This is a genomic window from Rudanella lutea DSM 19387, from assembly GCF_000383955.1.
In the GTDB taxonomy this organism is placed as follows: domain Bacteria; phylum Bacteroidota; class Bacteroidia; order Cytophagales; family Spirosomataceae; genus Rudanella; species Rudanella lutea.
This window is the reverse complement of record NZ_KB913013.1, coordinates 2,055,558-2,081,158: the sequence shown is the minus strand read 5'-3', so window position 1 is coordinate 2,081,158 and position 25,601 is coordinate 2,055,558. Positions and strand designations below refer to the sequence as shown.

Sequence of the window (25,601 nt, the reverse complement as noted above, 5' to 3'; positions counted from 1 at the left end):
GCGGTTAATTTGCGCGCCAAACTGTCTGCGCGTTCCCGCTATGCCTACGCTTTTACACACCGGTACCTCCCAAACTCACCCGATTCGCCGGGTACAGGCTGGCCCTTTCACGGCTCTGTACGAAAACGGCTTTTTACGGTACGTGAAACTCGGCGACGATGAGGTGGTCAGGATGCTGTATTTCGCCCTGCGCGATGCCCGCTGGAATACCCTCGACTGGCAATTGACCGACGAACAGGTAGAAATCGGGGCGCAATCGTTTCGAATTTCGTACACGGGAGGGAGCTTCGAGGGAGCCACCGAAATCATCCGTTGGCAGGCGCAGCTTACCGGCGATGCGAGCGGCCGTATTCAGTTTGAGCTTGCTGGCGAGGTGCTGGTGCCGTTCTGGCGTAACCGGGCTGGTTTGTGTGTGCTGCACCCCCTGGCCGAAACCGTGGGCCGTCCGGCGGTTATCCAAACCCCCGATGGCCGTAGCGTAGAGGGTGTTTTTCCCGAAACCATCACTTTACAACAGCCCTTTCAGGACATTGCCGCCCTGCGCTGGACGTTGCCGCACCAGGATGTGGTTCAGCTATCTTTTGCGGGCGATGTGTTCGAAACGGAAGACCAACGTAACTGGGGCGATGCCTCATTCAAAACGTACTGTACGCCCGTGCATTTGCCCATGCCGGTACAGATTATGCCCGGCGACCGGATTAGCCAACGCGTAACGCTCGAACTGGTAAACAACCCCGTCGAAGGGGCAGTAGCCCCGCCGAAATCACTTCGGCTCGTGCGGCCCGACGGCCCTGAGAATCCATTGCCGGCTATTGGCCTGTGTCAGGCACTTGATACGCCTAAGCTCAAAACCGACGAGGTAACCCAACTTCGGCGCATGGCTCCCGACCATCTGCGAATCGAACTGAATTTTGGTCGGCCCGACTGGTCGGAGTGGTTTACGGTGGGGCTGAGTGAAGCGAAAAAGTTACAAGCCAGGGTGTTGCTGGCTATTTCGTTTACGGATAACTACCCCGCCGAGCTCGATTACCTGCAACAGGCTGTATCGTGGCTGGGTGTGCAGGCCTGGGCGATCGAGGTATTTAGCCTGACCCACCCGGCTACCCCCGACGGGTTGCTAACGGCCGTTGCCGAACCTCTGCGGGCCCTGTTTCCGGGTGCATTGTTGGGAGCGGGTACTACCGGCCCCTTCGTCGACCTGCAAGGCGCTACGTTTACAGCCGGGCAGATCGATTATCTGGTGTGTTCGCTCAACCCGCAAATGCACCTGACCGGCGACTGGACCGTTATTGAAAACAAAGATGCCCATGCCGATACCGTACAGTCGATGCGGGCCCTGCTACCGTCGACCCCGATTCATGTAGGGCCGGTTTCGTTGCGCCAACGGTTGTCGGGTGTACCCACCGACTTCGATACCGATTGGCCCGCCGATATTGACCATCGGCAACCGTCGTTGCTGGCGGCTGGCTGGCTGGTAGGTAGTCTGGCGTCGCTGACGAGTGCCGGGGTCGCTCGCGTCACGTATTTCGATACCAAAGGCGGGCGGGGGGTAATTCAGGGCCTCGATGCACCCTTGTTCCCCGACCGGTTCAATGCCGAGCCGGGCGATGTATTTCCGGTGGGGCTGGTGTTACAGCTACTCGCCGACTGGCAGGGGGCCGTAGCCAAACCCATTGCGTTTCGGGACCCGGTGCAGGGCAGTGCTCTCTGGCTCACCAAGCACGACCGGCACCTGCTGGTGCTGGCCAATCACAGTGCAGAGCCGCAAACCGTTGACCTGAGTGCGTGGCCTGTAACACCCGCCGAGGTGTGCGTGCTCGACGAAATCACGGCTCCGGCCGCCATCAAATCCGGGGCCTTACCAGCGGTTGTTCCGTTTGGTCAGACCGCCATCACACTGAATCCGTTTGCCGTCATAGCCCTGACGAGTGCCTGAGTTGGGCTCGTTTGCTTTATAACTATCTCATCAACAATGCACTACGAAAATACCCTCTCATTTGCTCAGTCGCTTGATGCGCAAGACCCGCTCCGCTCGTACCGCGACCGGTTTCATATCCCGCAACGTAACGGGCAAGACCTCATTTACCTCTGCGGCAACTCACTTGGGTTGCAACCCAAAGCCGCCCGGCTGGCCTTGGATGGAGAATTAAACACCTGGCAGCACCTCGGTGTAGAGGGTTGGTTCGATAGCCTTGAGGAAGGCGTGCCATCGTGGCTGAGTTACCACCAACGTTGTCAGGAGCCACTGGCCCAGATTGTGGGGGCTCAACCATTGGAAGTTTGCCCCATGAACGCCCTGACGGTGAACCTGCACCTGCTGATGGCGTCATTTTACCGGCCGCAGGGCGCCAAAACGCAGATTTTGACCATTGCCGGTGACTTTCCGTCGGATCAGTACGCGCTCGAAACGCACATCCGCTCGCGGGGGCTCAATCCCGACTCTGTCTTAATCGAAGTAAAACCCGGCGAGGATGGTCTGATTGAAACGCAAACCATCTGCGAGGCTATAGCAACCCATGTCGACTCGCTCGCACTGGTGCTGATGAGTGGCCTTAACTACTATACCGGGCAGGTGTACGATATGGCGGCAATTACGCAGGTGGCCCACGCGCACAATCTGCTGGTGGGCTTCGATTTGGCCCACGCCATCGGTAATGTACCGGTGCAGTTGCACGATTGGGGCGTCGATTTTGCTACCTGGTGTTCGTACAAATACCTCAATGGAGGCCCCGGCGCGGTTTCGGGTGTGTTTGTGCACGAGCGTCATCATACGGCCGATGTGCCCCGGCTGGCTGGCTGGTGGGGCTACGACGAAGCGAACCGGTTCAAAATGACCAAGGGGTTTGTGCCGATGCCCGGCGCGGCTGGCTGGCAACTTAGTACGCCCAACATTATGGGGTTAGCCCTGCACAAGGCGGCTATCGACATTACGGCCGAAGCGGGTATGGCAGCACTGCGGCAGAAGAGCGAGCAGCTAACGGGTTATCTGGCCTACGTGCTCCAACCGTTTGGGGAGGCTATTCAGGTGCTCACGCCCGCCGACCCTGCCGGGCGAGGGTGTCAGCTATCACTCCTCGTGAAGCAGGAGGGTAAAGCTCTGTTCAATTACCTGACCGAGTCGGGGATTATCGGAGATTGGCGCGAACCCGATTGTATTCGGCTGGCACCTACACCGCTGTACAACTCATTTAGTGATGTGTGGCAGGTGGGCGAGGCCCTACGCAGCTTCTTCGCCGGGCGACGCATCGCCGAGCGACGTATCGCCGGAAGCTGATTGGTTAAGGTTGGCGAGTCGCTCCTTGTGAAACAGATACGCTCCGTGGAAAATATTAGCCAGGGCGGTTTCGATGCGCGCCCAACCTTCTTCGGTATCAACATTAATGCCCATTACCTCTTTATGCTGGTGGGCATACAAGGTTAGCAGAGTCAGGCCGCTGACAATGACCGCCGGAAAGCCGCGTCCGTCTTTGTTGCCGATCATCGAAGCCAGTTCGTCGATAATTTTTTTTAGCCGCTCTTCGCGTTCGAGTACCACCGGGTTACGTTCGTCATGGGTGTTGTACAGGTCGGCTTTCAGGAATTCTTGGGCTACTACATTGGTTCGGAGTTCCCGAAACTCATTCAGGATGTATTCCAGGCACACTTGAAAAACACCTTCAAGTGGAAGGGTTTTTAGGTGCTCAACGTCGAGGGTAGGGGCGGCAATTTGGGGTTGTTCCTGTTTATAATAGGCTGCCAAGAGCCCTTCGAGCCCGCCGAAATAGCGATATATAAGTACTTTATTTACCTCTGCCTGTTGCGCTATTTTGTTTATTTTAAGCTGATCGAAGCCCTGCTCGCGAAGTATTTCACCGACAGCCTTAATCAACTTTTGTTCCTGGTTTATCCTATCCCTCGGCATTTTTCCCTGTGGCGTGTTGTCTACTTTTAACTACAAAGTAACCATAATTAGAAAAAATAGTCAATGGGCTGGTCACCAATTGTCGCTAAATGGTTAATCGTTCATAAATAAAATATTTCGCTTAAGTCCCTCAAGCTTAGTACGTTTAACCGCCGATCGGCGGAATAACTCCTGGAATACTTCCTCAGTAATTTCTACCCAATCCTGGCGGCTCATCTCCAGAAGAGATTGTTTGGGTGACAATGCGGGTGTTTGGTGTGGGCGGGCAAACCGGTTCCAGGGGCACACATCCTGACACACATCGCAGCCAAAGATCCAGTTGTCGAATTTCCCTTGCATGTCGGTGGGCAAGGCATCTTTCAGTTCAATGGTAAAATACGAAATACACTTGCTGCCATCCACTACGTACGGTTCGGTGATGGCCTCGGTGGGGCAGGCATCCATACAGCGTGTACAGGTCCCGCAATAATCGGCAATAGGGCCGTCGGGGATCAGGTCGAGGTCCAGAATCAGCTCGCCGATGAAAAAGAAACTGCCCATCTGCCGGTTGATCAGGTTCGAATGTTTGCCTACCCAACCCACACCCGATTGCCGTGCCCAGGCTTTGTCCATAACCGGGGCCGAATCGACAAATACGCGCCCCCCTACCTCGCCGATCTCCTCCTGAATAAACGACAGGAAATCTTTTAGCTTATCTTTTATGACGAAGTGGTAGTCTTCTCCGTAAGCATATTTCGAGATTTTCAGGTCGTCGTCGCCTTCGGGTAGCCGCTGCTCGGGGTAATAGTTGAGCAAAACAGTTACCACCGAGCGGGCGCCTTCGACAAGTTTGCGGGGGTCGAGCCGCTTGTCGAAATGGTTGGCCATGTAGGCCATCTGTCCGTGGTAATTCCGATTAAGCCAGGTTTCGAGCCGGGGGGCTTCGGCTTCCAGAAACCCCGCCTTCGACACTCCGCAGAAGTCGAACCCCAGCCGGGCGGCCTCGGCTTTGATCAGGTTGGTATGGTGTTCAATGACAGACATGAAGAGGCCCTTGTGCAAAAACGAAAAAACAGTTGGTACGTACCAAGCTAAACACCAACCGCCCGGCAAAAAATCCGATTGACACAGGTACCGCGACAAACTCGGACAACTTGGCAGATTTGTGGGGTTTGGCAACGCTTTTGCGCCTACTTTTACACCTGAATTATGACATACTAAGTGCGTTACAGCATGGAAAATAAAGACATTTTGGACGACGAACAACAGCAGACCAACCCACAAACTGACAGTACCGATCAAGAAACCCTCACCACCGACGAGGCCGTGATCGTAAACGGTGGAACAGCGGAAGGAGAGGAGCAGGCCGCTACCGAATCGGCCGAAGACAAGACGTACAAGGAGTTGGTCGAACTGAAAGATAAATACCTACGTCTGTATGCCGACTTTGAGAACTTCCGTCGGCGCACGGCTAAGGAGAAAATGGAACTGATTGCCAACGCCAACGAAGGCATGCTGGTGGCATTACTGCCGGTTGTCGACGATTTTGAGCGGGCTATGCAGGCCATCGACAAGGCCGATGATGTGGCTGCTGTGAAAGAAGGTGTCAGCCTGATTTACCATAAATTAAGCCGCACACTCGAAAGCAAAGGCCTGAAACCGATGGTGGCCAAGGGCGAAGTGTTCAACGCAGACCTGCACGAGTCGATCACCCAGTTTCCGGCTCCGAGCGACGATCTGAAAGGCAAAGTGATCGACGAAACCGAGCGGGGCTATTATCTCAACGACAAAGTAATCCGGTTTGCAAAGGTGATCGTAGGAAGTTAATAGCGAAAGAGTGAAAGAGCGAATGAGTGGAGAGGTAATGAGAAATCACTACCAGACAAAGCCCACCCATTCACTCTTTCGCTCTTTCACTCTTTAAAATTATGGCGACGAAACGAGATTATTACGAAATATTAGGCGTTGAAAAAGGCGCATCGGCGGAAGATATCAAGAAGGCCTATCGGAAGATGGCCATCAAATATCACCCGGACAAAAACCCGGACGACCCCTCGGCCGAAGAGAAATTCAAGGAGGCCGCCGAAGCCTACGATGTACTGAGCGATGCCAACAAGCGGGCGCGCTACGATCAGTTTGGCCATGCCGGACTCGGTGGTGCTGCCAGTGGTGGTGGTTACGGACCGGGCGGGCCGTCGATGGAAGATATTTTCAGCCAGTTTGGCGACATCTTTGGTGAGGAGTCTCCGTTTGGTAGCTTCTTCAACCGGGGTGGTGGCGGTTCGCGGCAGCGCGTTCGGCGCGGGTCCGACCTGCGTATTAAGCTGAAGCTGAACCTACAGGAAGTAGCCAACGGGGTCGAGAAAAAGATCAAGGTAAAGCGCCACGTTTCGTGTACCACCTGCGGAGGCAATGGTTCGAAAAACGGGACAGCCGTTCAGACCTGTTCGTCGTGTAACGGTACGGGTCAGGTTCGGAAGGTGGTGAATACCATGCTCGGACAGATGGTATCGACCAGCACATGCCCTACCTGTAATGGTGAGGGCAAAATTGTAACCGACCGCTGCGACGCCTGCTTTGGCGAAGGCCGGGTGCTCGAAGAAGACGTAATCCCGATCAAGATTCCGGCGGGTGTAGCCGAGGGGATTCAGCTCTCGGTAGGCGGTAAGGGCAACGTACCTCCGCGCGGGGGTGTAGCCGGCGACCTGCTCATTGTGGTTGAAGAAGAGGAAGACGTTGACCTCAAGCGCGACGGCAGCAACGTGGTGTACGATCTGTACGTTACGTTCCCTGATGCGGCTTTGGGTACGAGTGTGGAGGTGCCAACCATCGACGGGCGCGCCCGGATTACGCTCGAACCGGGTACGCAAAGCGGCAAAATTCTCCGCCTGAAAGGAAAAGGTATTAAAGAGTTAAACGGCTACGGCCGGGGCGACCAACTGATTCACGTAAACGTTTGGACTCCCCGCACCATTTCGTCGGAAGAGCGGGCTGTGCTCGAAAAACTGCGCGCATCGCCCAATTTCCAGCCCAAGCCGAACAAAAACGAGAAAGGCTTCTTCGAGAAAATGAAGGACTTCTTTCACGGGTGAAAATCGTTTTTAGCCCAATGGATATACAAGAAAGCCGTCAGGTCCCAGACCTGACGGCTTTTTTAATGAAAATACGAAGGGAAATGGAGATTCGTGAGGGAGATGGATAGACATGACATCTCGTTTAGAGAGATGTCATGTCTATCCATCTCCCTACCCCACGCTTTTCTGCTACAGCCCTTTGCGGGTTAATTCCTTGCGGACCTTTTCGGCCGCGGCCAGGTCGGTGAGGGTTACGCCCAGGCGTTTGCGTAGGGTGGGCGAGGTGGTCAGCATCTCGCTCGCGATCTGAATGAGCAGGGCAGCCGTAGCCGTACCGTTGGCCTTATGACGGCGGGCCGGAACTGCCGAAGGCGCATTGTACGTAGTGGTAGTCAGCAGTTCTAGCGATTTCATTGAGCGTTGTATGGGTTGTTTCTGTTCTGCTAATAGAACAAAAAAACGGCCATTTTAGCTCATTTAAGCCTACTTTTGATGGCAAAAAGTAAACAATTCACCCCTCCCTTTCAAGGGCTGATTTAAGGTATGCCCGTCATCAAAACACCCCTGCCGACGCGGTGCCGACAGGGGTGTTTTGGTGCGTTTAAGGGGTGATCTCGTTAGCCGCCGTAAGCCGAGTAGTGCTTCTCGAGCAGCGCTTCGTACTTCTGGGCGAGGGCGTCCTGCTTGGCTTCTTTGCAGGCTTCTACAATCGAGTTAAGGCTGTACAGATCCGACCGAACATCACCAAACTGCCGTCCCGACGTTTTGTTGTAGGTAAGGTTCTGATCAATGCGGGTCACCATCGTATCGGCAATTTCGAGGGCCTTCTTGGTGTCGCCTACGTTGAAGTACAGCTGCACGAAGTTCGACGAAATCTGGTCGAAGGGAATGGTGCTGTCGGGGATGACGCTGAGCGAGTAGTCGAGTACCTTTTTGGCTTCGGCTTTCTTACCTTCCCGAATCAACTGATCGGCCAACCGGAAAAACGCGATCCGGGCTGTCAGTACCGGCGACCCCTTGTAGGTTTCGTCGTAGTAAGTGTTCGGGTTGTTCATCTCGCGCCAAAACGACCGCTTCATCAGGTTATTGGCCGCAATATCGGTGTTCACAAAGCCATCCGAAGCCCCATCGACCCGCACCGGCATCAGGCGGTACGCGTAGCCCTCTACCTGCATGTGATCTTTCAGGTTGAGGTAGTTGTCAGAGGCCAGTGTAGATGAGAAATAGATAGGCCGCTGCCAGTTGTTCGTCGCAATGATGTCGAGCATAATCAGGTCAGGCTTGTACAGGTCGCGCTTGCCAATGGTCCATTGGAGCGTATCGCCTACGAGCGGGCGCAGCAGCGAAGGAACAAAGTTGGCTTTGTCGACAGCCGCCTTGTCGATGGGCAGGAACAGCACCGACGAGGGCAGAATACTCGTCATTTCGCCGGTGGTGAGCGGCACCCGAACAGCCTGGCTACCCTGCTTCACGAGGTTGATGTACTGTTTCAGGTCGATACCGTCTTTTACGGCGCTCATCTCGTAGAACGGAATCACGTCGTTTTCGCCTTTGTTGAACTGATCGAACTCAAGCGAAATCGGGAGGGCCTCCGACTCGTAGGTTTTGCGTTTCATCTGCTGAATGTACCACTCGGTACCCAGCAGGCTCAGGTTACACACCCGCACATCGCGCCGGAAACCTTCAACTTCCTGTGCGTACCAGAGCGGGAAGGTGTCGTTGTCGCCCCCGGTGAACAGAATGGCGTTGGGTGCGCATGAGTTGAGCAGGTTTTTTGCAAAATCAACCGAGTGGTACCGGTTCGAGCGGTCGTGGTTGTCCCAGCTTTTGGCACCCATCATCACCGGCACGAGCAGGCTCAGGCCCACAATCGCCCCGTTGCGGGTCATGTCCGACTTGAGGTATTGCCGCAGCCCCTCGGCCAGAGCCATCACGCCCAAACCAATCCAGATGGCGAAGAAATAGTACGAAGCCACGTAGATGTAGTCGCGCTCGCGGGGCTCAGAGGGCGGTGAGTTGAGGAACACCTGCAACGCAATACCCGTGAACAGGAACAGCAGCCCAACAATCAGAAAATCGCGCCGGTTGCGGTAGTATTGGAATACAATGCCAAACAGACCCAACAAAAACGGCAGCATGTAGAAATTGTCGCGGGCTTTGTTGGTCTTGAGTAGTTCGGGGGCTCCTTCGTCCGTCGACCAGGGCAGCAGATAACCGGCCCCTTCCTGATCCGACTCGCGACCCGAGAAGTTCCACATCAGGTACCGCCAGTACATGTGCCCCAGCTGGTAGTTGAAGAAAAACTCCAGGTTATCGCCAAAAGTCGGTTTCTGCCCTTCGGCCAGGCCGAGCATTTGCCGATACAGCTGTGGGTGGTTTTGCTGTGAGCTGTACACCCGTGGAAACAGCATCTCGTCGCCGGGCTCATACACGTACTTGGGTGAGTTGCCGTATTCTACGTACTTGTTGCCTTCTTTTTTGTAGAGCGGGTCGCCGGGTTTCTGGTCCACCGGTCGCGAGGTAAACACCGGCCCGTAGGTGAGCGAACGGCTACCGTATTGTTCGCGCTTGAGGTACGAGATAAAGTTGAGGGCGTCGCTCGGGTCGTTTTCGTTGATGGGCGGGTTAAAATCCGACCGCACCAGTACCTGAATGTACGAGATGTAGCCCACCAGCACAAACGCCAGACCCAGCAGGGCCGTGTTGAGGTACACCCGTTTGTTCTTGTTCGACCAGAAGAGGGCGTAAATCAGGGCCGCAAAGAACAGCACCGCAAACACCGTCATACCCGTGCTGAACGGCATGCCCAGCGTATTGACAAAGAATTTTTCGAGGACGAATGCCGCGCTCGGCAGACCCGGAATAATGCCCGCGTTGATGATGCCCAGCACCGCAAACCCGATGATGAAGGCAATGGCACCTCCTTTGAACGTGGGTCGGGCGGTTTTCTTAAAGTAATAAATGAGGGCTAGGGCGGGCAGGGTTACGAGGTTGAGCAAGTGAACCCCGATAGACAGGCCAATCAGGTAGGCAATGAAGATAAGCCAGCGGTTAGCCGCGGCTTCGTCCTGAATACGCTCCCAGCGGAAGGCAGCCCACACCACAATAGCCGTGAAAAACGACGACATCCCGTACACCTCGGCCTCAACGGCGGAGAACCAGAACGTGTCGGAGAACGTGTACACCAGCGCACCCACTACGGCCGAACCCACCACGAGCAATGAGTCGGCGGTGTTGTATTCCGATTCGGGCTTGCCAATCAGTTTCTGGGCGAGCATCGAGATGGTCCAGCACAGAAACAGAATGGTGAAGGCCGAAGCCAGTACCGAAACCATGTTGACCCAGAAGGCCACCTGCGTGACATCGCCCCCGGCCAGTAAGGAAAAAATACGGCCGATGAGCAGGAAGAACGGCGCGCCCGGTGGGTGCGGAACCTGAAGTTTGTAGGCACAGGCAATAAATTCACCACAATCCCAGAAGCTGGCGGTGCGTTCGACCGTGAGGCTGTAGGTTAGCAACGCAACCGCGAAGGTGGCCCAGCCCGCAATGGTGTTCAAGCGTCGGAATGACTGCATGATTCGTGTAAGGCGTTAAACTTGAGATGGTTAAAGACTGGTTGAACTTGCCCAATGACTCCGTATCCGCCGAAACGAAACGGGACAATGGCAGAAGAAAGCCAGTCTGACACCGGTATTGATTGGTCAAAATTACTAAAATTGACTCCGACAACCGGAAAGGGGCTGTTAAAAATCGTTAAGGTAGGTGGAGAGGGTGCGCGTGAATGCCCTCGCGATTCGGATGGGTTTGGTGGTATCGCCAAAAAAAGGGAAATTTGACTAAAAGCAAATGAAGATGAGCGTACAGGTTATTCACGACAGCAAAGGGAATCCGGCGGGTGTTTTTATACCTATGCGCGACTGGAATCAACTCAAAAAGAAATATACCGATTTATCTTCTTACGAAATAGAAGAGCTGAGTCGCGAACAGCTAATTTCGGAATTGAAAGAAGCTATTCTTGAACTTAAGGCGGTTGAGCAGGGAGCAAAGCAAGCGAGGCCTTTAGCCAATCTGCTTAATGAGTTATGAGATTCTTACCTTGTCCGTTTTTGATAAACAGATCAAGCGGCTGGCCAAAAAGTATCCATCTATCAAATCGGACCTTATTCGCTTGGGGGAGGAACTCAAGGAAAACCCTACGCTTGGTCAAGCTTTAGGGAGTAATCTCTATAAAGTCCGGCTCAAAATCACGTCAAAGAAAACGGGTAAAGCAGGAGGAGCTCGTGTAATTACATACGTGAAGGTGGTAAACGAGACCGTGATCCTGTCATACATTTATGATAAATCGGAGCGAAGCACGGTTTCTGGTGACGAATTGGATGATTTGCTGGCATTGTTGGAAAGTTAAACAGGCATGTCTCCCGACTCTATAATCGCTCACCTGGCTGCCCTGCAATCGCATACCGATTCGCGATTCTCGCCCGGTCTGTTTCCTGCATACCGGGTGCAACCGCAATGGTTAGGCTACCGCCGGGCCGATAACAATGTGTTTCTGACGGCCTGTACCCTATTTACGTTGCAGGGGATTCGAGACCGGGTTTCGGCTGAAAGCGGACAGTTGATCGATCAGATAGTGGTTCGGGCTACGAATGCGTATCCCGCCTTTCAAAACAAAGACGGGCTGGATACGTACAACTTCTGGCCCACGCGCCCGTCTCGGCATTTCCCCAACGGGCGGCTGCTCCACCGGTTCGACCATTTTCGTATTCCCGACGATATCGACGATACAGCGATGGTGTTTCTGACCCATTCACCCTCGCCCGATACCTTACTTTGGCTAAAAGACAAACTGACCCAACACGCCAACGGCACCCGGCTCCATATTCAGAATACGTTTGCCGAGTACCGGCACCTGCGCGCTTACTCGACCTGGTTCGGCAAAAACATGCCCATCGACTTCGATGCCTGCGCGCTGAGCAACCTGTTGTATTTGATTTTCCGGTACGATTTACCCCGTAATGAGCACGACACCGACAGCCTGACCCTACTGGCCAATATGGTACGTTTGGGCCAGTACGTAACCCAGCCGTTTCGCTGTGCCCCGCACTACGCCCGAACGCCCTTGATTTTGTATCATCTGGTCCGGCTACTCGTTGCCTTTCGCCCGGCCGAACTGGAAGCCGTGCAGCCTCAGCTCCTGGCCGATGCCCGTGCTCAACTCGTTCGGGCTACCCACCCGATGGACAGGGTCATTCTGTCGACCACCCTGCGTCGGCTTGGCGATAACCCGCCCCCGCTCGACCTGACCCAGATCGAACAGTCGTTCGAAACGTTTCATTTCTTCATTGCCGGGATGCTTACCGCCTACGAGCACCCACTCCTGAACCGATGGGCAGGCAGTCCGTTTGTGCAGATGCGCTGGGTTTGCGAAGCGCATTGCTGGGCACTGGTGGCGGAGTATTGGATAGAAGGGGAGGAAATGGAGTAAAGGAGAAGGGAAAAGGGAAAAGGGAGAAAGGAGAATTCGCTTGGATCTGTTTTATCCGGTTCGATCTGTGTACCAATCAATTCTGTTTGGAAACGGATAGCCGGAGCCGATTCACGCTGTAAATGATAGACTCTGAATCTCGAACTCCTCATTTCCGCGTGGGCTGCGGAGGGTAATGGTGTCGCCAACGCGTTTGCCTTGCATACTGCGAGCCAAAGGAGCCGTGAAGGCAATGCGCCCCTGCGTAGCGTCGGCCTCATCGACCCCCACAATGGTCAACTGGCGCGTCGTAGCCGATCCCGTCCGGCTTGTCAGCGTTACGGTTGCGCCAAACCGAACTACCGGATCGTCGACGTGGTCGTGCGGATGAACCACGGTGGCACTCGCTATGCGGCTGTTGAGTGCCGCTATTTTGCCGTTGGTGAGCGCCAATTGGCGGGTTCGCTCGGTTTCGTCGGGCTCGTCCGTTTGCAGCCGCAACCGCTCGGCTTCCAGATCGGCCAACTCGGTGCGGAGTAGTGATAGCCCCCGGGGTGTCACGTAATTGGTAACGCCGGGTGGCAACGGAGCCCGGGCCGGAATCACAACGGGGTCGTCGGCGGTTTCGTTTTTGAGGAAGGCGCGGCTCATCGGAAAGACAAAGGAAAAAAGGGGTGATGTCTGCTTTTATCCCTAAAAACCCCGTACCCGACCGGTTGTTGCAGAAATCGATGGTACGCCCGCAACCCGTCGGGGAACGTTACCGGACCTCAGTTGGTCCTGTTTTAGTCCAGTTCCCTATCTTTGTCACATGACCTCTCAACCCTCTCCAATCCGTGTCCTCGTGGTGGGCTGCGGCAATATGGGCGCGTCGCACGCGCAGGCTTACCAGCTTCTCGACGGCTTCGAAATTTGCGGTATCGTTTCGACCGGTAAGAGCAAGCATGTTCTGAACGAAAAACTCGGCGGTGGCTACCCGCTCTTCGACGATTACGCCACGGCCCTCGCCGAAACCCGCCCCGATGCGGTTTGTATCTCCACCTACCCCGATACCCACGAGCAGTTTGCCATTATGGCGCTCGAAGCCGGTTGTCACGTCTTTATCGAAAAACCCCTGGCCGACACCGTCGAAGGAGCTGAGCGCGTGGTCGAAGCGGCCTTGAAAGCCGACCGGAAGGTGGTTGTCGGGTATATTCTGCGGGTGCATCCCTCGTGGGAGCGGTTCGTGCAGGAAGCCCAGCAGTTGGGCAAGCCGCTCGTGATGCGCATGAACCTGAATCAGCAGAGCCACGGCTACATGTGGACCGTGCACCGCAACCTGATGAAATCGCTCAGCCCAATTGTGGATTGTGGCGTTCACTACATTGATGTGATGTGCCAGATGACCCGCTCGAAACCCGTTTGGGTGAGTGCCATCGGCGCCCGGCTGACTAACGATATTCCGGCCGACAACTACAATTACGGCCAACTGCAAATCCGGTTTGACGATGGATCGGTGGGCTGGTACGAAGCCGGTTGGGGCCCCATGATGAGCGAAACGGCTTTTTTTGTGAAAGATGTGATCGGGCCGAACGGCTGCGTGTCTATCGTGGCTAAAAACGCGGGCGCTGTTGGTAACTCCGACAATGTGGACGCCCACACCAAAACCGAATCACTGCGGGTACACCGCGCGGAGATCGACGCCAACGACGAGTTTACCCAACCCGACGAGTGGATCGACCTGACCGACGAACCCGACCATCAGGAGCTTTGCAACCGCGAGCAGCGGTATTTCCTCAAGTCGATTCGGGAGAACCTCGACCTGACCGATCACCTGGCCGATGCCGTTAACTCACTGCGCATTGCCTTCGCCTGCGACGAGAGCGTACGCACGGGCGAGGTAGTGCGGTTGTAAGATGCGTTGCCCGGTAAACCCGTTCAGTTGCACGCTTTTCGGGTAAACACCTTCCTGTTATGAACGAGCGTCGACCCGACCGGCGGGCTTTTGTCAAATCCGTTGCCCTGGGAATGCCACTTTTGGGCGGCTCGCCCGCTGCAGATACCCAGCGGGCGAGCCGTATTGACCCTGCCCGGCGCGGGCCGTTGAAGATCAGTTGTAATCTGTATTCGTTCAACGAGCCGCTGACCCGAAAATCGATGACGCTCGACGATGTGCTGGCTTTTTGCTCCGACGTGGGGTTTGATGCCGTCGACCCGACGGGCTATTATTTTCCGGGGTATCCGGCTGCCCCGCCCGATAGCTATATCTACGCGCTCAAACGAAAGGCGTTTCGGCTGGGCCTGGACATCAGCGGCACGGGTGTTCGCAATGATTTCTCGCTGGCTGACCCCATTCATCGAAAAGAGGAGATTGACCTGGTGAAAACCTGGATCGACGTAGCCGCTAAACTGGATGCACCTATTCTGCGTATCTTTTCGGGGCTACGGGTTCAGCCGGAACTGATGCGCGAGGAGGTGACCGAGTACATGCTGGAAGCTATTGACGAGTGCGTAGCGTACGGGGCCAAACGGGGGGTGATGCTTGGCCTGCAAAATCATGCCGACTTCATCGAAACAGCCGATCACATGCTGGAGCTTCTGAATCGCATCAACTCCGACTGGTTTGCGGCTAACCTGGACATTGGCAGCTTCCGTACGGGTGACCCATACGCTCAGATTGCGCAGGTGGCTCCCCAGGCGGCTACCTGGCAAATCAAGGAGAAGTTGTTTGTGAATGGGAAAGAGACTGAAACCGACCTGGGCAAGATTATGCAAATTGTGCGGCAGTCGGGGTATCGGGGGTATCTGCCCATTGAAACGCTCGGCAAAGGCGACCCGCGCCAGAAAGTACCCGTATTTTACGAAAAGGTCCGTACGGCCCTGCTGGCTTCGTAGAGCCGGGGGTGAGACAAGTTCATTACGGCAGGCTTGCCAAAAAAGAAACTTGTCTTACACTAATCCCAAACAACCATGACCTCAACGCCCAACATTTCGGTATTTATCGCTACCAGCCTCGACGGATTCATTGCCCGGACCGATGGAGCTATCGACTGGCTGACTCATCCTGATTATCAGATCGATGGTGAAGACTTCGGCTATCAGTCGTTTATGGATTCGGTGGATATGATCGTCATGGGCCGGAATACCTACGAAACGGTGCTCGGTTTTGGGGGCGAGTGGCCGTACCGGGGCAAACGCATGGTGATTCTGAGCAGCAAACAACCCGCCATCCCGCCCGCACTGGCGCACGAGGTGGAGGTAACGCACCTGCCCCCGGCCGAGCTGGTGGCGCAATTAAGCGAGCGCGGTGTTCGGCAGGTGTACCTCGACGGTGGCCTCACCATTCAGGGGTTTCTGGCGGCCGGGCTGGTGCATGAGCTGACCATTACCCGCATCCCGGTGCTGCTGGGCGAGGGTATTCCGCTCTTCGGGGCCACCGGGCACGACATAGCCCTGCACCATACCGAAACCCGCACCTTCCCGAACGGCTTTGTACAGAGCCGGTACACGGTCCGAACCGCCTAGAGTAGCGGTTATTTTCCCATCCAGACTTTAAAATCGCTTACTTTTTCGCGGCTCACAATGGCCTCCTTGTCAAACGCGGGTCTGAGCGTGAGGGCCAGCCGGTTGCCGAAGTAGGGCTGAATTTGCTCCACGGCATTGTGCGTTACGATTAATCCCCGGTTGACCCGGAAAAACTGACCCGGATCGAGCGAATCGGCCAGCTCGTCGAGCGTGTAATCGACCAGAAACTTCTGGTTCGAGCGGGTTTTGAAAAAGCTGAACCGCTCGTCGGTGTAGAAGTACAGAATATCACCGACCTCCACCGACAGGAGTTTCTGCCCCTGCTTTACCAGAAATCGCTTGCGGTACTCCCGGCCCGCCGGATTGCCCTGACCCTGTAGCTCGCGCAGGAGTTTTTCGATGTTGAACGCAGGCGTGTCGGTGGGGGCATCGGGGCGGCCATTGAGGGGCATTAGGTCGCGGAGTTTTTTCAGGCTTCGCTGGAGATCTTCGCGCTGAATCGGCTTGAGCAGGTAATCAATGCTGTTGACCTTGAAGGCTTGCAGGGCGTATTCATCGTACGAAGTCGTGAAAATGACCCGGCTGCGAATATCGACCTGCTCAAAAATCTCGAAACTCTGCCCGTCGGCCAGTTCAATATCCATGAAAATCAGGTCGGGGGCGGGGTGGTTCTGCAACCAGTTGACTGAGTCTTCGATGCTCGACGTAACGCCCTGAATGGCCAGCGTAGGGTCGACCTCCTGCACCAGCTTGCGGAGTTTGCGAACGGCTAAATCTTCGTCTTCAACAATCAGTACGTTCATGATAATGTTGGGGTTAAAAGCGGTAGATGGACAGAAAAGAATCCGTCGGTTTCGTCGACAACAACGCCCGGTGCCGTAGTACCGGGAGCGCCCTGACGTTGAGCCAGCAGGCGGTATTTAGCGGTTATGTTGCTCAGCCCGACCTGATTGCTCAGGACACGGGTGGTTTTGGGTTGCCGGTTGTTACGCACCAGCAAGCGGCCTTCGCCCTCCGACCGAATCTCGATTACCAGCGGTTTATTGGGGTGAATGACGTTGTGTTTCACGGCGTTTTCAACCAGCATCTGCAACGTCAGTGGAGGAAGCAGGCAGGCCAGGTCGGCCTCAGGGAGCGTTACGTCGAGCCGAATACCAGCCCCGTAGCGGGTTTTGAGCAGGTGAAAATACGACTGGATAAACGCCATTTCGGCCGCCAGTGTAGTCAGGTCGCCGTCGGTTTCGTCGTCGGTGCGCCGGTTGGTTTGGAGCAGGTAGCGGTACACCTTGGCCATCTCATCCACAAATTGCTCGGCGCGTTCGGGTTCGTCGGCAATGAGCGACGAGAGCGAGTTCAGGGTATTGAACAAAAAGTGGGGGTTCACCTGATTCTTGAGGCTTTCGTACTGGCTCTGCAAGGTCACTTTTTTGAGCTGCTCTTTCTGGAGCATGTTTTCCCGCCATTTGTTGAGCGAATACATGCTCTCAAACGTCCCGACCGAAATTACGTTGATCATTACGTTGAAAAGCAAAATTCGGGCGGTGGTCCCCGGCTGGGTTGAGTACCCAAACAGATGCCAGTGGTCGTAGGCCCACAAGGCCAGCAGAATCACGGCCGGTGTAATGGTCATAAATGCCAGCAGGAGTAGGCCCAGCCGTTGGCCGGTTTGGCCGAGTTCGGCGTAGCGCCGGGCAATGCGTTGGGTAATCAGGTCCAAAATCATCTGGCACCCGAGCCCAATCAGGGCGTTGAGCAGTGTAGCCCCCAGAAAGGTAGGCAGGTGATGCAGGTAGCGCGGCCCCAGGAGCAGGTACGTAATCAGCGGAATGAACCACGGGAACACCAGCAGCAACTGCCACTTGAGCTGCTTGGTGGGTCGGTACCGCCAGGTACGGGTCAACGAGGTTACAAACGACGACATACGCGCTAATTTCAGGGGCGGAGTTTACTGGGCTCTGATCAATGGCAAATTACGAAGGCCAGTTGGGCCTCACACGGAATGCATGACTCAACTGCCTGTTTTGGTGACTGGGTTGGGATAAAAGCCCGCAGAAATGGGCAGGAGCGGTAGGTAAATTCGGCACTCTGCCGGGCCGAGTTCGCGCTGGGGGGCGGCCCCACCCACCGATTCATACTGCTTCAGCACATCGGCAAAGCCCGGCAGCTGCGTATCCACCCGGACACTACGGGGCTGGCAGTTGTGCCGGAGACCGATTCTGTCGGCATCCACAAACTCGATTTGAATCTGCAACGGCCGCGACGCCATGAGCGTGTTGTGCTGAATAATATCGTCGATCAGGAGTTGCAGGGTTAGCGGGGGGAGGCCACGCTCGGCCGGGCCGGTTTGCGGGGGCAAATCGACCCGAAGGGCTTTGCCGTAGCGCACATGGAGCAGCTGCACATACGACCGGATAAACCGGAGTTCTGCCTCAACAGCCACCAGGGGCGTTTTGTTGGCCTGCAACATATACCGGTAAACTTTGGAAAGTTCGTCGACAAACTCTTCGGCCTGCTGGGGTTCATCGGTAATCAGGGCCGACACCGAGTTGAGGCTGTTAAACAGAAAGTGGGGGTTAATGCGCGATTTGAGCGTGCTCAGGGCTAGTTTTAGGTGTTCCTGTTCCAGATTCTGCCGGTCGAGCTGATTAGTTTGCCACTGCATAAATGCGTACGCACTTTCAATGAGCCCCGAGGCCACAATGCTCGACACAAACACAAAGCTGTACACCCAGATGTTGGTTTCGGGATCGTAGCGAAAGGCCAGAAACCGCGTTGCGTCGAGTCCACGCAGGGTCAGTTCGGCCAGGCTGATATTGACGAGGCTGAAGGCCAGCGTCATCCAGACCACCCGTTGTACACTCTGATCGGCCTCTGGGTAGGCCCGAATGACCCGTTTGAGCAGGTATGTATCGGCCGTGTTGGCCAGCACCGACAAAACCAGAATCAGGGCGTTGCTGCTCACAAACGCTTCCCAGCCCGACAAAATAATCTCCCCGAAAATGAGGTAGGTCACAATAGGAACGAACCACGGCAGCATAAACAGATAGATGTAGCGCCGTAGATTGTCCTGCCGGAGTTGGGTGTACAGTTGAACCAGACGGGTGAGCAAACGGGGCATGGCGTTCCGGTGGGGTCAAACAGCCCCTTATTCAAAGGTACCCGGCCTGAAGTAGGTACCCGTGCCAACCCGCTCCGAATTGTGAAACAGAATGCATGAATTGCCTGAAAAAGCGGATGAACTGTAAAATCGTCCTCAGGGCCAGCTCAACGTGTGAACACCTGCCCCCCGAAAAATGTCTATTAACTGGCGGGTATTGCTTCAACCCGTTTGCATGTATGACTCTTTCCAATTCCTGCCGCTACGCCCTGCTGCTGGCTCTCGGCCTGCTGGCTGGTCAATCCGGCTACGGGCAGCGCCTGCTCGACCATCAGTCTATTGGCTGGTATGTGTACAATGGTGCCTATAAACTCAACCCGAAATGGAGCCTGCGGACCGAGTACCAATGGCGCCGGATCGACCTGATTCGGACCTGGCAGCAGTCGCTCGCCCGGTTGGGGGCATCGTACAAGGCCTCTGACCGGATTACGTTTGGCGGGGGATACACCTACTTTGTCACGTTTCCGTTTGGGCAGTATCCGCAGGCCGACCGGGGCGTGCCGTACCCCGAACACCGGCTTCACGCCGATGTGTCGCTCGATGAAACCTACGGACGGCTGAACCTGACGCACCGGTTTCGGCTGGAGCAACGCTGGCTGGCTGGCCAAACTGATCCCAACCCGCGCCGGATTACGGGCTGGGAGTTTCAGAACCGGATACGCTACCAGATAGCTGCCGACCTGCCGCTGCACGGCACCACAGTCGATAATCGGGAGTTTTATCTCAACTTTTTCGATGAGGTGTTTATTGGTTTTGGCCGAAACGTGGGACAAAACATATTCAACCAGAACCGGCTGTCGGCCGGGTTGGGCTATCAGGTCTCTGATGCCCTGCAAATCGAACTAAATTTCCTCAATCAGGTACTCCAACATGCCGACCTCGACCCCGTTTCGGGTCGACCCGTGTTCGAAATCAACAACGGCTTTCGGCTCAATCTCAACCATACACTTGATTTTGGTCAGTAGCGGCCAGATTGACGTTTCGGACCGAAAAAACGGGGTTGCCCCTACCGTTCCGACAGCAAAGGCAACCCCGTTTGATTGTATAGCCCGGCCTGCCGCCGGGCCGATCCCTTAAAACTGGGCCACGTTGCCCTGCGCGTTGCCGCTGAAGGTGTTGAGCGTACCGGCATCGCTGTTGAGTTCGGCGTTGGGCGTGTGGGCAATACCATAGCCACCGCTGTTGGTAATGCGGCAGTTCTTGATGGTTAGTTTGGCCCCGGCTCCGAACACCCCCACGGCCGCCCGCTTGCCCGAGGCCATTACCGAGCTGCCAGCCCCGCTGATGTCGACCTGTTCGAGGGTATTCAGGTTGCTCACCGAGTAAATCATGATGCCTTTCCAGTGCCCTGATCCGGTGGCCGAACCCGTAAACGTTATGCGCTGGTCGGGGGTACCTTTGGCCGAAATGTAGCCGTCGCGGTTTACGTTGATGATGGCATCGCGGGCCGGTTCGACCGTAACACCCGGTTTCAGTATCCAGCCGGCCTCAACCGCCAGATTCCCCAGTAGTCGGTACGGTGTTTTGTCGGCCAAAGCGACCCAGGTCAGGTCGGCAGTGCCCCGGATAGCCGACGCCAGCACCTCCACCACGTTGCGGGTGTTGCCGCCGGTAAAGGTTGAGGCTGCGTCGAGCAGGGCCGCGTTGTAGGCATCAATAATAACGCCCGCTTCGGTGTTGTTGCGGAAGCTATTGCGGGCAAAACTGCGCAGCACCGACCCTTCCTGCACATACAGGCCGTAGCCGTCGGTATCGTTTAGTTGGCAGTTGGCCAGGGCCATCAGGGCCTTGTTAGGGCCGAATAGCGAAAGCCCCGCTTTAGTTGAACTAAGGAGCCCCCGGCTGCCGGCATACTGAATCTGAACAAACGCCAGTTTATTGGCCGTACTGGGCGAATAATTGGCAATGCCCGCCCAGAAGCCCCTCTCTGGTTTCACACCCGTAAACCGAATCGGACTATCGGCGGTGCCCTCGGCAATCAGCGTTCCCTCGTACTTAAGATTTATCGCCGTGTTGCGTTCAAAAGCGACCGTTACGCCGGGGTCGATACTCAGCTCGGCCGAAATAGCCAGATCCCGCGACACAATGTAGTCGGGTTGGGACGGGTCAATCAAACGATCTTTCAGACGGGTTTGGGTCTTTACCTCACTGCTGAGTGTAAGCGGCCCGGTTTGTTCGGCCCGGACCACCACACGGTCCTGGCTTTTAGTTGCCCCGCTCGACACGGTTAGTTCGAGTTCGTATTCGCCCACAATATCGGGGGTGAAGGTGGCTTTGGGCGTGGAGGCTCCTCCGAGCGTGAGGGTGCTGCGCTGTGGCTTACGAACCACCGCCCATTGGTAAGCGAGTGTGCCTGAGCCGGTAGAGGCTGAGCCGTCGAGGGCGACGGCCTGTTCGGGCAATACGGCCTGATCGGCCCCGGCGCGGGCCGTGAGCGACGTTGGGGTAGGAGCGACTTCGGGCTCTTTTTTACAGCTACTCAGCGTAGCGACCGAAAGGGCCAACAAGGTGGCAAAAAGGGAAGGGCGTTGCATGGTTGTTGTTTACTGTTTGTTTGAACGAGGTACTCACCGGCGGTTGTGCCGACACCCCAAAATTGGGCGCCCGCCCCCCGTTTTCGGAACTGCACACCGCCTGAATTGCGGACCCGAGCCCCCGAACTGAAAGAAGCCCCAACTGAACTGTACCCTGAGCCGCGTAGGCCGGGCCACGTAGGCCGGGCGTCGCTACGTTGGGTCGTACAGAGGCCAATCTACGAGGAAATTAAAAAGGTGTTAACCGTTCAAAAGGTTCTTTAGGCCATTGGTACAATTCACGGCCTATTTCGTTCAATTCGCACCGAATTTTGAGCAGTCAATTCAGCCCGTAGAGTAGGTGCGGGCAGAGCTGGCTTATATTCGACTATTCTATCCCCTTCCTCTGCTCTTTGTGTTGTGAAACGCCCCCAATTCTTTTCGACTTACGAATGGTGGTACCACCTAGCCATGATGCCGGTGCTGCTTCCGGTCGGTAACTGGCTGCTAATCGGGCCCCGTTATCTGGCCGATGCGCGCACGTTTGCCGTTGGTACGGGTCTTATCTTCATTCTGTACTGGTTTGCGGTGATTACGCTCACGCTGGTGATCCGGCGGATCATCACCCGTTACCCGTGTCTGAGTCAAACCCGGTTACGCTTGCTCAGTATGTTGCTGGCAGTAGGTGCCCTGACGGTCGTTTTGGCCGTTTTCGATGTGTGGGTGTACAGCCTCGTCCCCATTACGGGGGTGCGGTTCGACCTGGACACGATACGGCCTGTCTGGTGGCTGGGGGCTTTGTTTGATGTCTTGCTCTGCACGGCGCTGGGGTTATTTTACTCGTTTGAGCAGTGGCGGCTGAACCAAACTGAAACCGAGCGACTGCAGCAGGCGGCCCTCCAGCACAAACTCGATGCGTTGAAAGGGCAGGTAAACCCGCATTTTCTGTTCAACAGCCTCAGCTCGGTATCGGCTCTGATTGGCGAAGACCCCCGGCAGGCAGAACGCTTTGTCGACGATCTTGCACGGGTGTACCGGTACATGTTGCAGGCCGGTTCGCAACCCGTCGTTCCGCTCTCCGCCGAACTCGATTTTATCCGAACATACGCCGAGCTGCTGCATACCCGGTATGGCCGGAGCCTGTGTATCATCGTACCCAACTCGCCCGCCAAAACCGACAGTCAGTTACCCGCCCTGAGCTTACAAACGCTTATCGACAACGCCATCCGACACAACGCCATGTTGCCCGGTAGTCCGCTCGTGATTCGGATAGAGGTAGAGGCAGACGGAGCCTTGCGGGTGGTCAATAACCGACAGCACCGTACCCGGACCGTAGCGATGGATCGGGATGGTCTATCGACCTTGATTGCCAAGTACCAGATGGTAAGCCGGGCAGATGTGACCGTCGAAGAAACCAACAACCGCTTCAGTGTAACGCTGCCGCTACTGACACCGGTAACTGTTTAAGGGAGTCATGTAGCGTGGCTACAGGTTCTTTGCTTTCCCTTAGCCCAAAGAGATGAACGGAGATAACTCCTTGATCAATAATTAATGATTTGGCTTATAAGTGCTAGGACAAAATGTATAGTGAAGAATGACTAATTAATTAGCTGATAATCAGCAGGGTAATCTATTGGCTATTGTGCATTATTCATAGTACATTCACTTAGGTGCCCAGCATAGTGGTGCATCTAAACATTCATGGCTGGTCTGGTAAGCCACCCCCTCCTTGAATTAAGGAGGGGGTGGTCGACGGCCAATGCCAGAAGGCCCCGGACTAATAGCCGTTCTCAATTATGCCGCCGGGTAAGGGCCAGTAGTACCAACGCCAATCCACATAGCGTGCTTTCGATCAGCATCCATTGGTAGCCAAAGTCGCCCAAAGGTCCTTCAGTTAGTTGGGTAATCAACCGCGACAGCGCGTATAGCCCACACAAAACAGCGACAAAAATCAGCCCTTGCCGGGGTTGCTGGGCGGCCAGATACACGAGCCAGAGCGTAATGGTCAGCCCGGCTCCACCATACACACCCCGGATCGAACTGTAGGCGTCAGGATTAGGCAAGTGTACACCCACCAGACTCATTACATCCTGCGGATTGGCGAAGGCCATAGCTGCTACCGACGCTATACCGAAGGCCGTAAGGCCGATGAGCAGACGAGTGCAAATAAGTAGGATAGAGCGTTGTTGATACGCGTTTGGGCGGTTTGTTGACAAAAAAGAAAGCATGGTACATACCAGTTAGTGAACAGCGTAAAGTTGGCTATACGCACAACGCCCCAACAGCCCTATGTACCTGAAATGCAAAACATACCGGTTCAATTGTGTAAAATACACGTATAGCGGGTAGGGTAATTTGCGCCCGACCGGCAGCGCAGACGAAACAATCGGGCCGGGCTACGTGATTTGACCCGCAACGGCTATCTTTGAAAAAGTGGTGAGTTTCTGAACAACCCCGCCTTTATCTTATTGAAAAAACCAAGTCAACTGATGGAAAACAGCGATAAGCAGTCGACCAATCCGAACAACCTATCCACGAATGCCCGTGGCGAAGCTACCCGCCGTTCGTTTCTGAAAACCCTCGGTGTAGGAGCTGCTGCCGTACCTGCAGCGCTCACCGGCGCCAATGCAGCCGGGGCACCTACTACGCAGTACCTGAATCTGGTGAAAAACCACGCCAGTACGGCGGCCAATAGCAAAATGCGACTCGCCCTCATCGGAACGGGTGGTATGGGCATTGGCGATACCCAAACGGCCCTCATGGTCGACGGGATAGAGATGGTAGCCGCCTGCGACCTGTACGATGGTCGGTTGCGCCGGGCCAAGGAGCTTTGGGGCACTGGCCTGACCACCACCCGCGACTACCGCGAGCTGATCGACCGCTCAGACATCGATGTGGTCATCAACGCCACTACCGATCACTGGCACGAGAAAATATCGACCGACGCCATGCGCAAAGGCAAGCACGTGTACTGTGAGAAGCCGATGGTGCAAAAGGTGGAGGACGGCCATACCCTGATTAAAGTAGCGAAAGAAACGGGCAAGATCTTCCAGGTCGGTAGCCAGTTTGCCTCGTCTATCATCGTCTCAAAAGCAAAGGAGCTTCTGAAGGCCGGCGATATCGGCGAGTTGGTTTTTGTGGAGGCTCAGTACGACCGTCATAGTGCCCTCGGCGCATGGCAGTACTCTATTCCGCCCGATGCATCGCCCCAGACAGTCGATTGGGATACCTACCTCGGCAGTGCGCCCAAGCGCCCGTGGGACCCGCTCCGGTTTTTCCGGTGGCGTAACTATCAGGACTACGGCACGGGTATCGCGGGTGATCTGTACGTGCACCTGCTCACAACCCTGCACACCATTACGGGGTCGCTCGGGCCCACGCGAGTGTACTCAAGCGGAGGTACACGCTACTGGAAAGACGGCCGCGATGTGCCTGATATTCAGCTGAGTATCTACGATTACCCCAAAACAGCCGAACATCCGGAGTTTAACCTGACTACGCGCTCTAACTTTGTGGATGGCGGTGGCGGTAACTATCTGGTGCGTTTGGTAGGTACCGAAGGCGACCTCTCTATTGGTTGGGATAGCCTGACCGTGCGCAAAAACAAATTCCCGAAAGCACCGGGTATGTCGGTCGACAACTTCCCGAAAGATCAGAAGGAGCTATTTGTGGCGGAGTACAACAAAATGTACCCCAACCGCCCCGAAATGGAAGGCCCGAAAGAGTTTAAATACATGGTGCCCAAAGACTATAAAGGCGACCGGTACGAGCACTTCGTGAACTTCTTCGACTCGATTCGCAGCAATAAGCCCAACATCGAAGATGCCACGTTTGGTCTTCGGGCGTGCGGCCCCACGCAGTGCGGCAACATCAGCTACTTCCAGAAGAAAATCGTTACCTGGGATCCCGTCCGGATGAAGATCGGTAACCCTGTGTAATATACGTCTGGTTTGAAAAAAGCACTGGGCTGTGGTCGTCAGACTACAGCCCAGTGCTTTTTTTGGGTGGT

24 protein-coding genes are annotated in these 25,601 nt (G+C 55.4%); 14 read left to right on the top strand and 10 right to left on the bottom strand.

The window, feature by feature from the left end:
* The first annotated feature begins 40 nt into the window (after positions 1 to 40).
* Together RUDLU_RS0108650 and kynU are read left to right on the top strand one after the other, a co-directional pair.
* Entirely contained in the window at positions 41 to 1,936 is a 1,896-nt protein-coding gene (locus RUDLU_RS0108650) for a D-apionate lactonase family protein (RefSeq protein WP_019987976.1), read from the top strand.
* 36 nt (positions 1,937 to 1,972) lie between these two features.
* Complete coding sequence (gene kynU, locus RUDLU_RS0108645) at positions 1,973 to 3,274, top strand: kynureninase (protein WP_019987975.1); 1,302 nt, start codon at positions 1,973 to 1,975, stop codon at positions 3,272 to 3,274.
* Here the strand turns inward: kynU and RUDLU_RS0108640 are convergent.
* Both RUDLU_RS0108640 and queG read right to left on the bottom strand, forming a co-directional pair.
* Positions 3,218 to 3,868, bottom strand: coding sequence for a TetR/AcrR family transcriptional regulator (locus RUDLU_RS0108640; protein WP_019987974.1), 651 nt, complete (start codon positions 3,866 to 3,868; stop codon positions 3,218 to 3,220). The genes kynU and RUDLU_RS0108640 overlap by 57 nt on opposite strands.
* A 126-nt stretch (positions 3,869 to 3,994) precedes the next feature.
* Positions 3,995 to 4,924 carry a tRNA epoxyqueuosine(34) reductase QueG gene (gene queG, locus RUDLU_RS0108635; RefSeq protein ID WP_027302890.1) on the bottom strand — a complete coding sequence of 310 codons (930 nt, stop codon included), beginning with the start codon at positions 4,922 to 4,924 and terminating at the stop codon, positions 3,995 to 3,997.
* Positions 4,925 to 5,113: 189 nt separating this feature from the next.
* On the opposite strand from queG, the gene RUDLU_RS0108630 reads away from it, so the two are divergent.
* A complete protein-coding gene (locus RUDLU_RS0108630; protein WP_019987972.1) occupies positions 5,114 to 5,707 on the top strand; it encodes a nucleotide exchange factor GrpE in 594 nt (197 codons plus the stop codon).
* Positions 5,708 to 5,808: 101 nt separating this feature from the next.
* A complete protein-coding gene (dnaJ, locus tag RUDLU_RS0108625; protein ID WP_019987971.1) occupies positions 5,809 to 6,972 on the top strand; it encodes a molecular chaperone DnaJ in 1,164 nt (387 codons plus the stop codon).
* Positions 6,973 to 7,143: 171 nt separating this feature from the next.
* On the opposite strand, the gene RUDLU_RS0108620 is transcribed toward dnaJ, so the two are convergent.
* Together RUDLU_RS0108620 and RUDLU_RS0108615 are read right to left on the bottom strand one after the other, a co-directional pair.
* A complete protein-coding gene (locus RUDLU_RS0108620; RefSeq protein ID WP_019987970.1) occupies positions 7,144 to 7,368 on the bottom strand; it encodes a hypothetical protein in 225 nt (74 codons plus the stop codon).
* Between the two features lie 203 nt (positions 7,369 to 7,571).
* Positions 7,572 to 10,529, bottom strand: coding sequence for a glycosyltransferase family 117 protein (locus RUDLU_RS0108615; RefSeq protein ID WP_019987969.1), 2,958 nt, complete (start codon positions 10,527 to 10,529; stop codon positions 7,572 to 7,574).
* Between the two features lie 87 nt (positions 10,530 to 10,616).
* Between RUDLU_RS0108615 and RUDLU_RS27165 the strand changes: the two genes are divergently transcribed.
* From RUDLU_RS27165 to RUDLU_RS0108595, 4 genes are read left to right on the top strand one after another with little or no spacing between them, the layout of a single operon-like run.
* Entirely contained in the window at positions 10,617 to 10,790 is a 174-nt protein-coding gene (locus tag RUDLU_RS27165) for a hypothetical protein (RefSeq protein ID WP_019987968.1), read from the top strand.
* A gap of 16 nt (positions 10,791 to 10,806) precedes the next feature.
* Entirely contained in the window at positions 10,807 to 11,040 is a 234-nt protein-coding gene (locus tag RUDLU_RS0108605) for a hypothetical protein (protein WP_157580127.1), read from the top strand.
* Positions 11,030 to 11,359 carry a type II toxin-antitoxin system RelE/ParE family toxin gene (locus RUDLU_RS0108600; protein WP_019987966.1) on the top strand — a complete coding sequence of 110 codons (330 nt, stop codon included), beginning with the start codon at positions 11,030 to 11,032 and terminating at the stop codon, positions 11,357 to 11,359. Before RUDLU_RS0108605 ends, RUDLU_RS0108600 begins: the two co-directional genes overlap by 11 nt.
* Positions 11,360 to 11,365: 6 nt before the next feature.
* Positions 11,366 to 12,439 carry a hypothetical protein gene (locus RUDLU_RS0108595; RefSeq protein ID WP_019987965.1) on the top strand — a complete coding sequence of 358 codons (1,074 nt, stop codon included), beginning with the start codon at positions 11,366 to 11,368 and terminating at the stop codon, positions 12,437 to 12,439.
* Positions 12,440 to 12,550: 111 nt separating this feature from the next.
* Here RUDLU_RS0108595 and RUDLU_RS0108590 read toward each other — a convergent pair whose 3' ends face one another.
* On the bottom strand, positions 12,551 to 13,069 hold the full coding sequence (locus RUDLU_RS0108590; RefSeq protein ID WP_019987964.1) for a GreA/GreB family elongation factor: 519 nt from the start codon (positions 13,067 to 13,069) through the stop codon (positions 12,551 to 12,553).
* A 160-nt stretch (positions 13,070 to 13,229) separates the two neighbouring features.
* Here RUDLU_RS0108590 and RUDLU_RS0108585 point away from each other — a divergent pair, with 160 nt between their 5' ends.
* From RUDLU_RS0108585 to RUDLU_RS0108575, 3 genes are all read left to right on the top strand, one after another.
* The gene (locus RUDLU_RS0108585) at positions 13,230 to 14,312 is read left to right on the top strand and encodes a Gfo/Idh/MocA family protein (protein ID WP_027302889.1); all 1,083 of its coding nucleotides are present in this window, start codon (positions 13,230 to 13,232) and stop codon (positions 14,310 to 14,312) included.
* 59 nt (positions 14,313 to 14,371) lie between these two features.
* Entirely contained in the window at positions 14,372 to 15,292 is a 921-nt protein-coding gene (locus tag RUDLU_RS0108580; protein WP_019987962.1) for a sugar phosphate isomerase/epimerase family protein, read from the top strand.
* 75 nt (positions 15,293 to 15,367) lie between these two features.
* Positions 15,368 to 15,922 (top strand): dihydrofolate reductase family protein, encoded by a 555-nt coding sequence (locus RUDLU_RS0108575; RefSeq protein WP_019987961.1) that lies wholly within the window; start codon positions 15,368 to 15,370, stop codon positions 15,920 to 15,922.
* An 8-nt stretch (positions 15,923 to 15,930) separates the two neighbouring features.
* On the opposite strand, the gene RUDLU_RS0108570 is transcribed toward RUDLU_RS0108575, so the two are convergent.
* From RUDLU_RS0108570 to RUDLU_RS0108560, 3 genes are all read right to left on the bottom strand, one after another.
* Entirely contained in the window at positions 15,931 to 16,725 is a 795-nt protein-coding gene (locus tag RUDLU_RS0108570; protein WP_019987960.1) for a LytR/AlgR family response regulator transcription factor, read from the bottom strand.
* Complete coding sequence (locus tag RUDLU_RS0108565) at positions 16,722 to 17,843, bottom strand: sensor histidine kinase (protein WP_019987959.1); 1,122 nt, start codon at positions 17,841 to 17,843, stop codon at positions 16,722 to 16,724. Before RUDLU_RS0108565 ends, RUDLU_RS0108570 begins: the two co-directional genes overlap by 4 nt.
* A gap of 87 nt (positions 17,844 to 17,930) precedes the next feature.
* Complete coding sequence (locus RUDLU_RS0108560) at positions 17,931 to 19,040, bottom strand: sensor histidine kinase (protein ID WP_019987958.1); 1,110 nt, start codon at positions 19,038 to 19,040, stop codon at positions 17,931 to 17,933.
* A gap of 218 nt (positions 19,041 to 19,258) precedes the next feature.
* Here RUDLU_RS0108560 and RUDLU_RS0108555 point away from each other — a divergent pair, with 218 nt between their 5' ends.
* Positions 19,259 to 20,044, top strand: coding sequence for a DUF2490 domain-containing protein (locus RUDLU_RS0108555; RefSeq protein ID WP_019987957.1), 786 nt, complete (start codon positions 19,259 to 19,261; stop codon positions 20,042 to 20,044).
* A 108-nt stretch (positions 20,045 to 20,152) separates the two neighbouring features.
* Here the strand turns inward: RUDLU_RS0108555 and RUDLU_RS0108550 are convergent, their stop codons facing one another.
* Positions 20,153 to 21,613, bottom strand: a complete 1,461-nt coding sequence (locus RUDLU_RS0108550; RefSeq protein WP_019987956.1) for a right-handed parallel beta-helix repeat-containing protein — start codon at positions 21,611 to 21,613, stop codon at positions 20,153 to 20,155.
* A 399-nt stretch (positions 21,614 to 22,012) separates the two neighbouring features.
* Between RUDLU_RS0108550 and RUDLU_RS0108545 the strand changes: the two genes are divergently transcribed.
* Positions 22,013 to 23,059, top strand: coding sequence for a sensor histidine kinase (locus RUDLU_RS0108545; RefSeq protein WP_245581643.1), 1,047 nt, complete (start codon positions 22,013 to 22,015; stop codon positions 23,057 to 23,059).
* A gap of 323 nt (positions 23,060 to 23,382) precedes the next feature.
* Here the strand turns inward: RUDLU_RS0108545 and RUDLU_RS0108540 are convergent, their stop codons facing one another.
* Complete coding sequence (locus tag RUDLU_RS0108540; protein WP_052316742.1) at positions 23,383 to 23,820, bottom strand: DUF4345 domain-containing protein; 438 nt, start codon at positions 23,818 to 23,820, stop codon at positions 23,383 to 23,385.
* A 261-nt stretch (positions 23,821 to 24,081) separates the two neighbouring features.
* Here RUDLU_RS0108540 and RUDLU_RS0108535 point away from each other — a divergent pair, with 261 nt between their 5' ends.
* Positions 24,082 to 25,530, top strand: a complete 1,449-nt coding sequence (locus RUDLU_RS0108535) for a Gfo/Idh/MocA family protein (RefSeq protein ID WP_019987953.1) — start codon at positions 24,082 to 24,084, stop codon at positions 25,528 to 25,530.
* Positions 25,531 to 25,601: the final 71 nt, after the last annotated feature.

Excerpts from the sequence above, each read along its gene's own strand:
- RUDLU_RS0108650 (WP_019987976.1), top strand. The coding sequence starts at position 41 with ATGCCTACGCTTTTACACACCGGTACCTCCCAAACTCACCCGATTCGC.
- kynU (WP_019987975.1), top strand. The coding sequence starts at position 1,973 with ATGCACTACGAAAATACCCTCTCATTTGCTCAGTCGCTTGATGCGCAA.
- queG (WP_027302890.1), bottom strand. The coding sequence starts at position 4,924 with ATGTCTGTCATTGAACACCATACCAACCTGATCAAAGCCGAGGCCGCC.
- RUDLU_RS0108630 (WP_019987972.1), top strand. The coding sequence starts at position 5,114 with ATGGAAAATAAAGACATTTTGGACGACGAACAACAGCAGACCAACCCA.
- dnaJ (WP_019987971.1), top strand. The coding sequence starts at position 5,809 with ATGGCGACGAAACGAGATTATTACGAAATATTAGGCGTTGAAAAAGGC.
- RUDLU_RS0108620 (WP_019987970.1), bottom strand. The coding sequence starts at position 7,368 with ATGAAATCGCTAGAACTGCTGACTACCACTACGTACAATGCGCCTTCG.
- RUDLU_RS0108615 (WP_019987969.1), bottom strand. The coding sequence starts at position 10,529 with ATGCAGTCATTCCGACGCTTGAACACCATTGCGGGCTGGGCCACCTTC.
- RUDLU_RS27165 (WP_019987968.1), top strand. The coding sequence starts at position 10,617 with ATGGCAGAAGAAAGCCAGTCTGACACCGGTATTGATTGGTCAAAATTA.
- RUDLU_RS0108605 (WP_157580127.1), top strand. The coding sequence starts at position 10,807 with ATGAGCGTACAGGTTATTCACGACAGCAAAGGGAATCCGGCGGGTGTT.
- RUDLU_RS0108600 (WP_019987966.1), top strand. The coding sequence starts at position 11,030 with ATGAGTTATGAGATTCTTACCTTGTCCGTTTTTGATAAACAGATCAAG.
- RUDLU_RS0108595 (WP_019987965.1), top strand. The coding sequence starts at position 11,366 with ATGTCTCCCGACTCTATAATCGCTCACCTGGCTGCCCTGCAATCGCAT.
- RUDLU_RS0108590 (WP_019987964.1), bottom strand. The coding sequence starts at position 13,069 with ATGAGCCGCGCCTTCCTCAAAAACGAAACCGCCGACGACCCCGTTGTG.
- RUDLU_RS0108585 (WP_027302889.1), top strand. The coding sequence starts at position 13,230 with ATGACCTCTCAACCCTCTCCAATCCGTGTCCTCGTGGTGGGCTGCGGC.
- RUDLU_RS0108580 (WP_019987962.1), top strand. The coding sequence starts at position 14,372 with ATGAACGAGCGTCGACCCGACCGGCGGGCTTTTGTCAAATCCGTTGCC.
- RUDLU_RS0108575 (WP_019987961.1), top strand. The coding sequence starts at position 15,368 with ATGACCTCAACGCCCAACATTTCGGTATTTATCGCTACCAGCCTCGAC.
- RUDLU_RS0108570 (WP_019987960.1), bottom strand. The coding sequence starts at position 16,725 with ATGAACGTACTGATTGTTGAAGACGAAGATTTAGCCGTTCGCAAACTC.
- RUDLU_RS0108565 (WP_019987959.1), bottom strand. The coding sequence starts at position 17,843 with ATGTCGTCGTTTGTAACCTCGTTGACCCGTACCTGGCGGTACCGACCC.
- RUDLU_RS0108560 (WP_019987958.1), bottom strand. The coding sequence starts at position 19,040 with ATGCCCCGTTTGCTCACCCGTCTGGTTCAACTGTACACCCAACTCCGG.
- RUDLU_RS0108555 (WP_019987957.1), top strand. The coding sequence starts at position 19,259 with ATGACTCTTTCCAATTCCTGCCGCTACGCCCTGCTGCTGGCTCTCGGC.
- RUDLU_RS0108550 (WP_019987956.1), bottom strand. The coding sequence starts at position 21,613 with ATGCAACGCCCTTCCCTTTTTGCCACCTTGTTGGCCCTTTCGGTCGCT.
- RUDLU_RS0108540 (WP_052316742.1), bottom strand. The coding sequence starts at position 23,820 with ATGCTTTCTTTTTTGTCAACAAACCGCCCAAACGCGTATCAACAACGC.
- RUDLU_RS0108535 (WP_019987953.1), top strand. The coding sequence starts at position 24,082 with ATGGAAAACAGCGATAAGCAGTCGACCAATCCGAACAACCTATCCACG.